The sequence below is a fragment of the Paenibacillus sp. J22R56 genome (assembly GCF_056269375.1).
In genome coordinates this window covers 183,101-195,979 of the sequence record NZ_JBWDNV010000004.1, presented here as the reverse complement: position 1 = coordinate 195,979, position 12,879 = coordinate 183,101, and the positions used below count along the sequence as shown (strand labels likewise).

The window sequence follows — 12,879 nt, the reverse complement described above, 5'->3', positions numbered from 1 at the left end:
TTTTTTTGGTTCTCGAGAGGCTGGAGGGGAGTTCTCACTTTGGTGCGATCTTGCGCCAGTTCGAGCAGCCCTTAACGATACGCCAGAGCGCTAAGCTCCGCCAACCAGCTACTTTTCGCCCATATCCACCCGTTCGAGCACCCCTTAACGATGCCGCGCATCGTTAAGCCCCTCTCAAACCCACTAATTAGCTACCTTAACGATGCGCGAGAGCGTAAAGCTCGTCCGCCCTGCTGCTTTTCGCCCATATCCAGCCTGCCGCTAACTAAACTCCGTCAGAATCAAGATAAGTGTGAGAGCCGATATACAAATAATTCCGCCAATTATGGAAAACAGCATGCTGCCAACTCTTCCCCGCTTGGCGTCCTCATAACCTTGAATAAACAGGACAATGCCTAACAAGATCACAACCAGACTAGTCGATACACGGCTCGGAATATTCCCCGTTACGCCTAATATGATCAAAACAAGATATGCGGCTGTTGCAGCGTATTTGATGGTCCGCCACCGTTTCAGTCTCATCCCGCGATCAAATCCCCCTTGCCAAAGTTTCCACTTCCACAAGCATGTACCAAAGATTATACAGGATATGGAATCTTCCCGCGACAGAAAAAAAGGACCGCTGCCGGTCCCCTTCCAAATGGAATGTCAGCCGGACTTCGGCCTGCCATCCCCTATTAATCACCCGTAATAGGTTACATCCACTGTTGAACCAATCGGCATCAATTCTTCGGCATAATAACGGATTTTGCTCTTCGCATTATCTGTGAAAGGAGAGTGGCTGTAAGCTGCCAAATGCACGGTTCCTGTACGAACATCATACCGGTTGAAGGACACAACAACCCCTGCGAACAAATTGTTCAAAACCTTAAACACGGCCGACTGGTCCAATTTGCCCCGCAGCGCAGTCTTTCGGAGATCCTCATCAGGTGAATCGCTGGGCACTTGATCCTTCGCCGCTTCGTCATAGGGCTTTACCATTACGCAAATATCAGGCGACATCCACTCGCTTGCATAACGGTGCAGCTTAGCCGCATCTTCTTCGGACAACGCAAGCTGGTCGTCCCATGCGTAAATGATCGCTTTATGATGACCACAGCTGCGAATGGTGACATATCGAATATGCGGAAAACGTTGTCTAACTGATTGTTCCCACCAAAGACGAGTTCCCATCGCAATACCACCTTTTCCCGAGTATTTTGGCATCCTCCACAAAAACTGATAGCGCTTACAATATTGTATGGCTCCCCGTTCAAACTATGCCTCTAAGCAGGGAAAGGTTCGACCTTTCCCTTTCATTTTACCTGCGGTTTAATAAGGATTCAATACACTATCTCGATTATGAATCAGGTCCGACACCGTGACCATCTCGAACCCTCGCTTCTGCAGCTCCGGCAGAATCAGCTTCAAGGCTTCCACGGTCTGCATCGAGCGCGGAACATAGTCGTGGAGCAGAATAATGTCTCCGTTACGGGCATTGTTCAGCACTTTGTTTACGATTTTTTGCACGCCGGGAGCGCGCCAGTCATTCGTATCCTGATGCCATGACCATAACACTGTGGTATAGCCGTACTTCTTGGCGATGGCAATCATCTGCTCATTATAAAAACCGCCCGGCGGGCGGAACAATAAGGGCTTCTTGCCGGTCAACTGCTCTAAAGCCTGCTCTGTCCTGACGATTTCACTTTGCATCGTTTCGGTGTTCTTTTTCTGCAGGAAATACACATGGTTAAACGTATGGTTGGCGACCTCATGCCCCTCAGCAACTTCCCTCTTCACGGTCTCCGGGAAACTTTCGACCCGAGTACCCACAACGAAGAAAGTAGCCTTCGCATGATATTCCTTCAGCAGATCCAGGATCGGCTCCGTTGTTTCCGGGTATGGACCGTCATCAAACGTAAGTGCGATCCTCTTATTCTCACCTGGAACTTCCCAAATAATCTCGCCGCGGCGTTCATAGTAAGCTCTGTCCTTGGTCACTTCCGGGGCAGTAAAACCGCATAACAGCGCCGTTAACGCCGCACCCAATACGAGTCGTTTCATAGCAATAGCGTTACTCCTCCTTAGGATGGCATCACAGGTATTATTCCGCAATTGTGCCGCCATATCCCTATCCGGAGAAACTACTTCACGCGATTATTTTCCTTGTTCCTTTGCAAAGCGAGCAACTTCGTCCTCTGTTGGCATACCGGTCTGCGCGCCGAATTTGGTAACCGCCAGCGCCGATGCCATAGATGCATAATCCACAGCATCCATGAGTGTTCTGCCGGAAGCCAATGCTACGGCTAATGCTGCATTATAGCAATCTCCTGCTCCAGTTGTATCGACAACCGGCATCCGATAGCCTTCAACCCGTACAAGCTGCCCCTCGGTTTCATCCAGGTAAGCAGAGCCGCTAGCACCAAGCGTGGTTACGACATGTGCAGCGCCAAGCTCCATCATCTTATGAATGGCCGGCCCAAGCGAATCTCCATCCGCACTCATTGCAGTATATCCGCTAAGCTCCGTCCGGTTTGGCGTAAAGTAATCGACCAGACCAAACAGCTCCTCCGGCAGCTCCTGTGCAGGTGCAGGATTAAGAACAACAAGCTTGCCAAGCGACTTCGCTTTGCGTGCTGCATACAGCACCGTCTCCACCGGAATTTCGAGCTGCAGCAGCACGATATCCGCTTCCTTCAGCTTGTCCTCACAGCGGTCGATATCTGCCGGTTCCACAAGTCCATTTGCCCCAGGAACCACAACAATACTGTTGTCGCCCTCTGCCACATAAATCGATGCAATACCTGACGCTGTGCCGGGAATCCGCCGCACACCGGCAATATCTACACCGTCCTTCTGAAGGCTCGCAAGCAGCTCATCACCAAAAGCATCATCTCCTACTGCTCCAATCATCGCCGTATGAGCGCCGAGACGTGCTCCCGCAACCGCCTGATTCGCTCCCTTGCCGCCCGGAATAAAGCGGACACGCTCTCCAGTGATCGTCTCGCCTACCTGTGGGTAAGCCTTGGTCTCCACAACAATATCCATATTCAAGCTGCCTATGACGACAAGCTTTGGTCTGCTCACAGCTGATCCCTTCCTTCTTCTTAATTGCGGCGACTATACCACAGCATATGGAAAATAGCAATTGAACCCCTTCTCCCTTATAAACGGGCTGGGTAAAACGTCCATTTCATAGATTAGTGGTCTCGAATCTAGTAACTTTTTCCCCGCTCAGCATAACCTAATAGCATAGTAGAATCCATTTTCCTGTCTAATAAAGGGGATTAATGATAGGCCGGCAATCAGATTTTCGATTATTCGCGGATGATGGAGGCTATTAATCTTCAAATGAAAGGTAGTGATAAAATAATGGGATTCATCTATGTATATTCTACTGGTCCAGTTGAAAACACAATTGGCGGCGGCGCCACACCTGGCGCTTCTGAGACGGTGTATGCTAAAGCGCTAAACAACAGCAACTGCAAACGCGCTAGAGTCATCATTCGTCTGTATCGTCTGAACGGCCATAAACAACTTATTGCAACAAGAACATTAAGCCTTGCTCCTCTTTCTTCAGGCTTTGCCGTTCTTGATGTAGCCGAACTTGTACAATACGAAGTTCGTTTCGTAACGTTCAGCAAAAAAGTTCTTGTATCCGCTTGGGGCAAGGACGCTGAAGGCAACCTGGTGGCTGCTCAGCGCTTCACACAAGCTGAACTGCACAAAACGGTTAAAAAAGCTCACAAAAAACACTACAAGTAAGCAAAGAGACCCGGAACCTCCGATCCGGGTCTTCTTTCTATAGAAGCAGCTGGGCTAATTGTTCGTAACTGACCGCTGTATGGGTTGGAGCATGCTCCATCGATTCCGGATTTGCTCCGCGATGGTTGTACCAGATGACTGACCAGCCCGCTTCCAATGCGCCGATAACATCATTACGCCAGGAATCACCGATATAGATGCTGTCCTCCGGCTTCGTCCCCGTCATTTCATTAACATGGTCAAATACCCGCTTATCCGGCTTGTCCCATCCAACCTTGCCAGAGATGAACTGCCGCTCCGGCGGGATAAGATGATCCAGCTCCATAGCTCGAATCTTCTTCAACTGATGATTCTCTGCACCATTAGTCAGCAAACCTACTACATAACCGGCCTTCACCAGCCGTTCGATCAGCTCCTTGGCACCTTCGAACATCGTAATGTTAAACTGACAGGCGATATAAGCAGCCTGCATGGCAGAGGCTTGCTCTTCGCTCAGCGTAATTCCAAATTCCGCAAGGGATAATTCGAATCTGCGGCGGCGCATCAGCTCCGTGCTTGCTCCGCTCTCCATGACGCCTGCTCCGCCCATCTCCAGTGACAGAATATCACTGTAATAGCGCATCCGATGATAAGCCTCTTCATAGGGGAATCCTTCCCGCTCGCCGACAATCGCCATTACGGCTTGACGGAAGGGGGATAAATGATCGTACAACGTATCGTCTACATCAAAAAATACACCTTTTATCAAGTTACAACCGCCCCTCTCTTGCTATGTCCCTTATTGTAACATCGGAGCAGCAAAAGACCCAGCCGCGTGAGCTGGGTCTTCTTATCACTTACGATTCAGGCTCCCGGTGTTCAGGCTCGGAATCTGGAGCTTCCTTCTCCTCTTCGGCTTCTTCTTCCTCAATCAGGTGAGCAGGTGATGGTTGAGCTTCCTTGACCGAAGCTGTGACGGTCAACTTGACCTCCGACGGCTCCGGACGGGCTCTGCCGTACAAATCCTTATAGATCTGCTCGATCTCTTCCCCCGTCAAATCACCATACCGCAGCAGATCCTCGGCAATGCGATGAACAAAGTCGGCGTGATCCTTGACCAGCTTCTTAACCTGCTGCATCTGATCCTTGAGCAGCTCATTGATTTGAGGACGGAGAGCCTTGAGCGCATCCAATCTTGATCCGGCTGCGAGGAAGCTGTACAGCTCATCGCCCATCCCGACCATACCAAGATAAGCCCCCGCACTCTCCGTTGCCTGCCTGAGATCGGAGGTAACTCCGTTCAGCTTCTTCCCGAGAAACTCTTCCTCTACTGCACGGGCAGCAAGACAGACCTGGATATGGGCAAGAATCTCACTGTCACTCCGGTTATACCGCTCATGCATTGGCTTCGTAGCCGCGAGCCCAAGCGATCCGCCCCGGCGGATGATGGTAACCTTCCATACCCGGTCATGAGGCTTAAGCAGAAACTGGGCGACGGCATGCCCCGCTTCATGATAAGCGACGTTCCGCTTCTCATCATCCTTCATCGAGCGAAGCGGCTGCTTGAGACCCCATTCATAGGTCTCCATCGCAGCACGGAAATCTTCATAGCCCGCTTCCTGCGCACCCCGCTGATGCGCAATAACGACTGCTTCATTAACAATATGCTTGATCTGCGCCGGACTGTATCCGATCGTATCAAGCGCGGCTTTTTCTGGTGTAAGCGTCGGATCGCATTTCACCTTCTTGAGATAGTAGCCAAATACGTCTACACGTCCATCATAATCCGGCGAGTCCACCCATAGCTGACGGTCGAAGCGTCCCGGGCGCAGCAAAGCCTGATCGAGCACATCGGGCAGGTTTGTTGCCGCAATAGTAAGGACAGGCGGGCGTTCAGCCTTCTTCCGCAGCAAGCCGAGCTGCCGAAGAAATTTCTTGAACTTCGAGCTGTCGAGGTTCGGAGGGTCCATCTGAAGAAGCAGCTCGTTGAGGAGTCCTGTTCCGCCGCCCATACCAAGCATCCCCATACCGCCGCCACCGCCGCCTTGCCGGCTCATGCCAATGGCATCCACTTCATCGATAAAAATAATACACGCCCCGTACATAGTGGCAAGCTTACGGGCTTTTTTGTAGATGCGCATGACCTTCATGTTGCCGACGCCAAAAAACATGTTCTGAAAGCTGGGAGCTGAAGCGTAAGCGAACGGTACCTGTGCCTCGTTGGCAATCACTTGCGCCAAATAAGATTTCCCCGTTCCTGGCGGTCCGCAGAGCAAGAGGCCTCGAATGGCTTCGCCGCCCATCTTCTTGAAATCCTTCACGCCTTTCAGCAGGCTGACAATCCGCTTGGCATTCTCCACGATCTCCGGGTTGCCCCGGTAATCATCCCAAGTGGCGCCGGTCTCCCCTGGTAAGATCCAGTATGTCCGCCCTCTCGCAAGAAACCAGAATAAAGCGACGAACTGGATGATCATGAAGAAAACGGCATACAGCATACTGAGCACAAAGCCTGCAATGCTAAGCGTGACTCCCCAAACCGGCGGTCCTCCAGCCCAAATAAGCGAAACCAAGATGACGAGGACTACGAGCCTGAGGAGGAATCTACGCCACTTGATCCACTGATAACTCCTCATGGCTTCACTTCCTTTAACGGTATGCCATATTCTATGAAATGACATTCCGCGCCATGACTAACATTCTCATGAAGCATTAAGTGGAAGAAGATTAACATCCTTCGTCAGAAGGACGAACATCTGTTAATAGCCAAGCTCTTTCAAAATGCGAGACAACGTGCGCAGCCGCTCACCGTTCAACTCATCATCATCACTAAGTGCCTGGCTGAACAGCTTAATATCCTGATTAATTTTCTCATTATCCGTACATACCTCTACGGTCATCGCGTCTCCCTGCAGGCCAATCCGGTCTAGTGTTGGGTTGTTCGGATCGTATAGATTCTCGTACCGATACGAGTCCTCACGGAAATGCTGCATCGAACGTGTGACGAGGATCGCAAGATCAAGGACGCGATGAAGCGGCAGTTCTTCGGATTGGCGTGACCATTTCTCCCCCGTATAACGCCATACTTTGGCCGAGATCTCTACCTTTCCTCTATCATTCCACTGGGCAAGACCAAGGGACAGCCCCTTCGCATCGGTATTTTCGGCATACCTGCCATCGACCTTCTCGTAATTTTCGGATACGATAACTGGCTTATGTTTTAAAGTTGTAGGGATCTTCATCTTTATTCCTCCATCTATTGTTCTCATTTATGTCATTTACTGAATTACTAAATTAGTAAATTGATTATACTGTACCCGTCTTACCATCGTCAAATGATGTACATCTCGAACGAGACTTGTACCTGCATGCATTTTCAGCGCAGTGAGATCTATAAGCAAACTCAAACCCTTCTATATAGTGGAAGAATAAGCTGCAAATGGAGTTGAACTTTCTTTTACAAAAAAACGTACAACCATGGTCAAGCAGCAACTATTCTATTTGGTCTAACTGATCATAGTTATCAGTATTTGCGTACATTGCGTACATGGTATAAAGGAGGCCTAGCCAAGATGCCTTTTGTGAATCGCTTTTTTCTTAATCGGACAGGAGCCGCAACTTTTACAGGAAACACCTTAGGTTTAAGCCGATCGGAGACGGTTGGAGCACCGGGGACGGTGGATAGTATAGGGGCTTTTGTAACGACGAATACGGGGCTCACCTTCGGTACTTATCCTGCTGGGACTACGGGAAACTTTCTACTAGACAGTTCGTCAGCCATATTGATCCTGCCACCAGGGTCAACCGTGCTGTATGCCGAACTGATCTGGGGCGGAACGTATCTGAACAACGGCGTTGATCTGAGTGCATTCATTAATAATGCCGTCAGCTTGACGACCCCTGCCGGAACGTTCAGCATCAGCCCTGATCCGGCTACAGCTCAAGAGGTTGTGCTTAGTGTGGGAACAAATGCCTATGTCCGTTCAGCGGATGTCACATCGCTTGTATCCGCTGGAGGCGCAGGAACGTATACGACAGGTGGCGTGGTTGGAACGATTGTTATACCTGATCCCACTTCCAACCATGCGGGATGGACCTTAGCAGTCTTCTATCAGGATGCGACTCAGCCGCTGAGAAATCTCTCTTTACGGGTTGGAGCAACCGTCATTCAAGCTTCACAAGGACCGGTCGATACTGTCATTACCGGCTTTGCAACTCCATTTGCAGGGGCTCTGAATGGCAGAGCTTTGGTTGGGGCACAAGAAGGAGATGCGAACAAGTCCGGTGATCGAATGCTATTTGGACCTACAGCCGGCAGTTTAGTGGTCCTATCCGGGCCAAACAACTTTGCCAACAACTTTTTCGCATCACAAATCAATAAAAACGACGGTACGCTTGATACGACTGGAACCTTCGGCACACGTAACCAGGTGAACGGCTCCCCAGGCTCCAATATTATAGGAGGGCGGCAAGGCTGGGATATTACGAATGTGACGGTGTCCTCTACACTACTAAACGCCCAGACCTCCGCCGTATTTCGGCTAACAACAAGTGGGGACGGTTATCTCGTTGATTCTGTCGGCCTATTCGTGATAACCACGGTATACTCCACGACATCGCCAACGACAGTAGCTATGGAATCCGCCGTCTTAACAACGGTAATCTGAGGCTGCTGAATATCGATTTGGAGGCTGGAATGGTCAATACGACCGCAGTCGTCATGTTTGATACAGCGATTGCCAATACGGAGCTAGTACCGGGAAGCGTAACGGTAAATGGGATGGTAGTCGATGAAGATCCTGTACTTGGTGTACCGCTTGGTACCCTTACGGCAGGACAAATCGTTACCGTTAAGTTCAAGGTGCTGGTTGTCTCCTTGCCTACTCCGCCGGTTCTGAGGGATCAGGCAACGGTTGCTTATACATTCCAAGCGACGCCGGATGCCCCCCAATCTCGACGGTTGTACCTTCCGATTTCGTAAATATCCCTGTCTTCCTTCCCCTTCTTCTGTTGGAAAAAGAAGCTGACTTGGCAGCTGCTTTAGTGGGCGATATTATTACGTACACCTTGACGATCACCAATGTTGGCAATATTCCATTTGCCGGTGTTGTCACCGATCCACTTCCCGTAGGAACTAGCTTTGTAAGCGGCAGCGTATTTGTAGACGGTATAAATGTGCCTAGTGATAATCCGAATATCGGCATTGATATCGGCGTCCTTGATATTATCCAAGTCGTTACTATTACGTATCAGCTTCTTGTGGATACCATTCCGCCTAATAACCTCATTTCCAATCTATTTGAGACGGCCTATCTTGTTACCCTGCCTGACGGCCGCACGATCTGTGGTGTAAAGCCATCAAACCATGTTAATATTCCGGTCAGTTCTCCAATGCTGACGACGGTCAAAACAGCCAATCTTCCCAGTGTTGTAGTTGGTGATATCCTTACGTATACGGTTACCGCGACCAACAATAACGCGACTCCTTTGACCAACGTTATGTTAACGGACAATATACCTGTTGGCAGTTCCTTTATACCGGGAAGTGTAACAATTGATGGTATACCATTCCCTAACGCCAGTCCAATTACCGGTATTGCCGTTGCTGTTCTGCCTGCCAATACAAGCATCGTTCAGACATTCCAAGTGAGGGTTGATTTCTTACCTAATCCACCCGTTCTTGTTAATCAGGCTGTGGAAAACTTCACTGCAGGCTCCTTTATAGGCACCTCCTACTCCAATGAAGTCACGGAACCGGTCGTTCTACCTGGCATTTCACTAGTCAAGCGGGCAGGGGCCGCGGAAGCAAATGTGGGAGATATCGTCAATTACTCGGTCACCGTAACGAATACAGGCAATATTGAAATCGTTCCGGTCCTGTTTGATCCACTTAACGCATTCAGCTCCTTTGTAGCAGGGTCAGTATGGATTGACGGTATTTCGCTTCCGGCTGTCAGCCCAATTACGGGTATCCCTGTTGGACCTGTTGCACCTGGCGAAGCTGTTGTTGTCTCCTATAACGTCATTCTAATAGCCGTGCCTCCAACCCAATTTTATGTCAACCAAGCGAATGCGACGTTCACCTATACGCCGCCAGGCCGAACACCGCTCGCAGGAACGGGTACTTCCAATGTTGTACTCATAGAAAATCCACTGTATACGCTTGATGTAGTGAAGTCTGCCGATGTCGCAACAGCCATCGTAGGTCAAATTATTTTTTACAAGATTGATGTCACGAATAACGGAGCTATTCCCGCCACCAATGTTATTGTGACAGACAGTGTTACTTCGGGGACGTCAGTAGTTCCAGGATCCATTAGGGTAAACGGTGTCCCTGCCGTTGGGGATCTTACTGCAGGCGTAAATATCGGTACGCTCGCACCGGGAGCGACTTCAACGGTTACCTTCCAATCCCAGGTCACCTCGATTCCTGTACCTTTCCCAAGCATCGACGATGTCGCTATAGTCCGATTTGAGGAAGATGATGTCGACGGCACCCCAGCGGTATCCAATACGGTTTCAATTGGGGTTACACAGCCGGTCACTACAGCTAGGAAAAAACGCACTTCAGTCTACCGCCTTTATGGGAGAAACCATCAACTATACGATCGAACTAGAAAATGCCGGTTCCTATAATGCCCTGGCTACTTGGTTTGATACTTTGCCACCGGGCTCATCCTTCGTAGCAAACAGCTTAACGGTGAACGGGTTCTCCGTACCAGGAGCCGACCATTATAAAGGGCTGTTTCTCGGAACAATGATCGCTGGGATAACGAATATCGTGACTTTTATACTGAAAGTTGAGTCTTATCCGCCAACCGGCGTGCTTGTGAATCGAGGCGATATTTTATTGCAATTCGAACTGCCGAACGGTCAGCTTCTGGACCAAACCATACTCACAAATCCCGTTACCGTCACCGTGTTGAGACTGCCAACCGTTACAAAATCCGTCAATGTCAGCGAAGTATTTGTTGGTGATTCGGTCATCTTCACGCTTGTCGTTAACAACCCTGAATTTACGACGCTAAGTAATGCGGTGCTCCAGGATATCGTGCCTGTAGGCTTATCTTTCATCCCGGGTAGTGTCACCATTGATGGAGTAGGCTCACCTTCAGCTAATCCGGCAATAGGCATTCTGCTTGGATCAATCGGAGGCTTCCAGACGATCCGCGTTACCTTTGCGGCTCAAGCGGTATTTGAACCAGAGAATCCGCTGACGGTGAACAGAGCAAGTCTTGCCTTCAATTACGTCTCACCGAGCGGCGCGCTCATTCCAGGCACGGTCCAATCCGATCCGGTTACCGTTCTGATCTTCGATCACGAGGAATAACTTTCATACTGCAAAAGGACGAAGCAGCCTGTTACATGCCGCTTCGTCCTTTTATTATTAATCATTTAAATTATTAAGCACATTATCTTCTAACATAGCTGCCTTACTGCCATATTCCTTAATAATATGATGCTCGCCCCAATTGCATAAGGAATCCAGAATCGGGCGAAGACTATCTCCATATGCCGTCAGTTCGTATTCCACTTTTGGCGGAACCTGATTATAGACAATCCGATTCACGATGCCGTCCTGCTCCAGCTCTCGTAATTGCTGTGTCAGCATCTTTTGTGTAATGGAAGGCATCAGTCGTTTGAAATCACTGGTTCTCTTCTTCCCATGTGTCAGATGGCACAGGATCACACATTTCCACTTACCTCCGATGACATCAAGCGTGGCTTCTACAGAGATATTGTATTTTTTCTCTCCCATTGCTGTCTCTCCTATTCAATAGGCACTTTTAAGTACCTATATTACTTTTTGGTATCTATATTACAAAATAGTGCGTACTAGTCATACCGATGCATTGCCTCCATAATAGCACTTACCGGCCGGTCAATACAACAATATGAAAACGGAGAGTGCACACATGGTTACCGCACAGAGCCGCACAGCGCTGGCGCTTCTCGCGCTTGCCATCAGCTCATTTGCAATTGGAACAACGGAGTTTATCAGTGTTGGTCTATTGCCACTAATTTCGGAAGATCTGGACATATCCGTTACAACAGCGGGTTTATCCGTTACTTTATATGCAGTTGGCGTAACCGTAGGGGCTCCGCTGCTTACGGCCCTTACTTCGAGGGTACCGCGCAAGACGCTGCTAATCGCCATAATGATCGTCTTCATCCTTGGTAATGGACTAGCGGCCAGCGCGAATAGCATTACGTTGCTGCTTATTGCCCGCGTTATCTCTTCCTTCTCGCATGGTGTGTTTATGTCAATTGGTTCTACCATTGCCGCCGAGCTGGTCTCGGAGGATCGCCGGGCGAGCGCTATTGCGATGATGTTCTCGGGTCTGACGGTCGCTACCGTTACCGGGGTACCGCTTGGCACACTGCTTGGCCAGCATATGGGATGGCGGACTGCTTTTATCGCTATTGCGGCAATTGGCGTAATCGCCTTAATATCGAATATGCTGCTTGTCCCATCCAATTTGCGCAAAGGAAACCGGACGAAGCTAAGCGAGCCGTTTAAGGTGCTGAAGAATGGCAGGCTGCTGCTGGCCTTTGCCATTACTATGCTTGGATACGGCGGCACATTTGTTGTATTTACTTATCTGTCACCGCTGCTCCATGATGTCACTGGGTTTAAAGATAGTACGATTGCGGGTATTCTGGTCCTGTACGGTATTGCGATTGCCATTGGCAATCTGATCGGCGGCAAGGCAGCCAATCGCAAGCCCCTTACGGCACTGCTTATTATGTTTGCCCTGCAGGCTGTTATCCTGCTCATTCTAACGTTCACTGCACCGTATGCCGCTGCTGCATTAGTAACGATTACACTGATGGGCTTACTAGCCTTCATGAATGTCCCTGGTCTTCAAATGTATGTCGTTCTGCTCGCAGAACGCTATATGCCAAAATCCATTGATGTCGTCTCTGCCCTTAACATCTCGGCCTTCAACGCTGGTATTGCCATCGGAGCTTATATCGGAGGTATCATTACCGATGAGCTTGGCCTTATCCATACTCCTTGGATCGGCGCAATCATGGTGCTCGGCGCCGTTATTCTGACGGCCTGGAGCCGTTCGATGGAAAAGAAAGAAACAGAAGGTGAACAACAGCTTCAAGCTTCCGCTTCTTAATGAGGTGAAGCACAACAATTATGCTTTC

Annotated in this window: 14 protein-coding genes; 6 read left to right on the top strand and 8 right to left on the bottom strand. The window is 49.6% G+C overall.

The features are described 5' to 3' along the window. Positions 1-261 precede the first annotated feature (261 nt). The 4 genes from AC0YNT_RS11610 to rbsK all read right to left on the bottom strand — a co-directional run bounded on the left by AC0YNT_RS11610 (position 262) and on the right by rbsK (position 3,066). Positions 262-522, bottom strand: coding sequence for a hypothetical protein (locus tag AC0YNT_RS11610; RefSeq protein ID WP_167278342.1), 261 nt, complete (start codon positions 520-522; stop codon positions 262-264). 159 nt (positions 523-681) lie between these two features. Continuing rightward, complete coding sequence (locus AC0YNT_RS11605; RefSeq protein WP_475804704.1) at positions 682-1,173, bottom strand: hypothetical protein; 492 nt, start codon at positions 1,171-1,173, stop codon at positions 682-684. A gap of 138 nt (positions 1,174-1,311) precedes the next feature. Continuing rightward, the gene (locus AC0YNT_RS11600; RefSeq protein ID WP_475804703.1) at positions 1,312-2,043 is read right to left on the bottom strand and encodes a polysaccharide deacetylase family protein; all 732 of its coding nucleotides are present in this window, start codon (positions 2,041-2,043) and stop codon (positions 1,312-1,314) included. 93 nt (positions 2,044-2,136) lie between these two features. Further along, the gene (gene rbsK / locus AC0YNT_RS11595) at positions 2,137-3,066 is read right to left on the bottom strand and encodes a ribokinase (protein WP_475804702.1); all 930 of its coding nucleotides are present in this window, start codon (positions 3,064-3,066) and stop codon (positions 2,137-2,139) included. Positions 3,067-3,330: 264 nt separating this feature from the next. Between rbsK and AC0YNT_RS11590 the strand changes: the two genes are divergently transcribed. Then, the gene (locus AC0YNT_RS11590; RefSeq protein WP_475804701.1) at positions 3,331-3,744 is read left to right on the top strand and encodes a hypothetical protein; all 414 of its coding nucleotides are present in this window, start codon (positions 3,331-3,333) and stop codon (positions 3,742-3,744) included. A 37-nt stretch (positions 3,745-3,781) separates the two neighbouring features. On the opposite strand, the gene AC0YNT_RS11585 is transcribed toward AC0YNT_RS11590, so the two are convergent. The 3 genes from AC0YNT_RS11585 to AC0YNT_RS11575 all read right to left on the bottom strand — a co-directional run bounded on the left by AC0YNT_RS11585 (position 3,782) and on the right by AC0YNT_RS11575 (position 6,962). Further along, complete coding sequence (locus AC0YNT_RS11585) at positions 3,782-4,492, bottom strand: HAD family hydrolase (RefSeq protein ID WP_475804700.1); 711 nt, start codon at positions 4,490-4,492, stop codon at positions 3,782-3,784. A gap of 88 nt (positions 4,493-4,580) precedes the next feature. Beyond that, entirely contained in the window at positions 4,581-6,356 is a 1,776-nt protein-coding gene (locus AC0YNT_RS11580) for an AAA family ATPase (protein ID WP_475804699.1), read from the bottom strand. Positions 6,357-6,479: 123 nt separating this feature from the next. Continuing rightward, entirely contained in the window at positions 6,480-6,962 is a 483-nt protein-coding gene (locus AC0YNT_RS11575) for a DUF6530 family protein (protein ID WP_167278335.1), read from the bottom strand. A gap of 330 nt (positions 6,963-7,292) precedes the next feature. On the opposite strand from AC0YNT_RS11575, the gene AC0YNT_RS11570 reads away from it, so the two are divergent. The 4 genes from AC0YNT_RS11570 to AC0YNT_RS11555 are packed head-to-tail and all read left to right on the top strand — an operon-like array spanning position 7,293 to position 11,050. After that, complete coding sequence (locus AC0YNT_RS11570; protein ID WP_475804698.1) at positions 7,293-8,387, top strand: hypothetical protein; 1,095 nt, start codon at positions 7,293-7,295, stop codon at positions 8,385-8,387. A gap of 29 nt (positions 8,388-8,416) precedes the next feature. Then, a complete protein-coding gene (locus AC0YNT_RS11565; RefSeq protein WP_475804697.1) occupies positions 8,417-8,701 on the top strand; it encodes a hypothetical protein in 285 nt (94 codons plus the stop codon). Positions 8,702-8,748: 47 nt separating this feature from the next. After that, positions 8,749-10,356: a DUF7507 domain-containing protein gene (locus AC0YNT_RS11560; protein WP_475804696.1), complete on the top strand. Its 1,608-nt coding sequence runs from the start codon at positions 8,749-8,751 to the stop codon at positions 10,354-10,356. Then, positions 10,304-11,050, top strand: a complete 747-nt coding sequence (locus AC0YNT_RS11555) for a hypothetical protein (RefSeq protein ID WP_475804695.1) — start codon at positions 10,304-10,306, stop codon at positions 11,048-11,050. Before AC0YNT_RS11560 ends, AC0YNT_RS11555 begins: the two co-directional genes overlap by 53 nt. 57 nt (positions 11,051-11,107) lie before the next feature. Here AC0YNT_RS11555 and AC0YNT_RS11550 read toward each other — a convergent pair whose 3' ends face one another. Next, complete coding sequence (locus AC0YNT_RS11550; RefSeq protein WP_475804694.1) at positions 11,108-11,479, bottom strand: winged helix-turn-helix transcriptional regulator; 372 nt, start codon at positions 11,477-11,479, stop codon at positions 11,108-11,110. A 157-nt stretch (positions 11,480-11,636) separates the two neighbouring features. On the opposite strand from AC0YNT_RS11550, the gene AC0YNT_RS11545 reads away from it, so the two are divergent. Further along, entirely contained in the window at positions 11,637-12,851 is a 1,215-nt protein-coding gene (locus AC0YNT_RS11545; protein ID WP_475804693.1) for an MFS transporter, read from the top strand. Positions 12,852-12,879 lie beyond the last annotated feature (28 nt).

Bases quoted from the DNA above. Each gene is read 5' to 3' on its own strand.
- AC0YNT_RS11610 (WP_167278342.1), bottom strand. From the start codon at position 522: ATGAGACTGAAACGGTGGCGGACCATCAAATACGCTGCAACAGCCGCA.
- AC0YNT_RS11605 (WP_475804704.1), bottom strand. From the start codon at position 1,173: ATGGGAACTCGTCTTTGGTGGGAACAATCAGTTAGACAACGTTTTCCG.
- AC0YNT_RS11600 (WP_475804703.1), bottom strand. From the start codon at position 2,043: ATGAAACGACTCGTATTGGGTGCGGCGTTAACGGCGCTGTTATGCGGT.
- AC0YNT_RS11590 (WP_475804701.1), top strand. From the start codon at position 3,331: ATGAAAGGTAGTGATAAAATAATGGGATTCATCTATGTATATTCTACT.
- AC0YNT_RS11580 (WP_475804699.1), bottom strand. From the start codon at position 6,356: ATGAGGAGTTATCAGTGGATCAAGTGGCGTAGATTCCTCCTCAGGCTC.
- AC0YNT_RS11575 (WP_167278335.1), bottom strand. From the start codon at position 6,962: ATGAAGATCCCTACAACTTTAAAACATAAGCCAGTTATCGTATCCGAA.
- AC0YNT_RS11570 (WP_475804698.1), top strand. From the start codon at position 7,293: ATGCCTTTTGTGAATCGCTTTTTTCTTAATCGGACAGGAGCCGCAACT.
- AC0YNT_RS11565 (WP_475804697.1), top strand. From the start codon at position 8,417: ATGGTCAATACGACCGCAGTCGTCATGTTTGATACAGCGATTGCCAAT.
- AC0YNT_RS11555 (WP_475804695.1), top strand. From the start codon at position 10,304: ATGGGAGAAACCATCAACTATACGATCGAACTAGAAAATGCCGGTTCC.
- AC0YNT_RS11550 (WP_475804694.1), bottom strand. From the start codon at position 11,479: ATGGGAGAGAAAAAATACAATATCTCTGTAGAAGCCACGCTTGATGTC.
- AC0YNT_RS11545 (WP_475804693.1), top strand. From the start codon at position 11,637: ATGGTTACCGCACAGAGCCGCACAGCGCTGGCGCTTCTCGCGCTTGCC.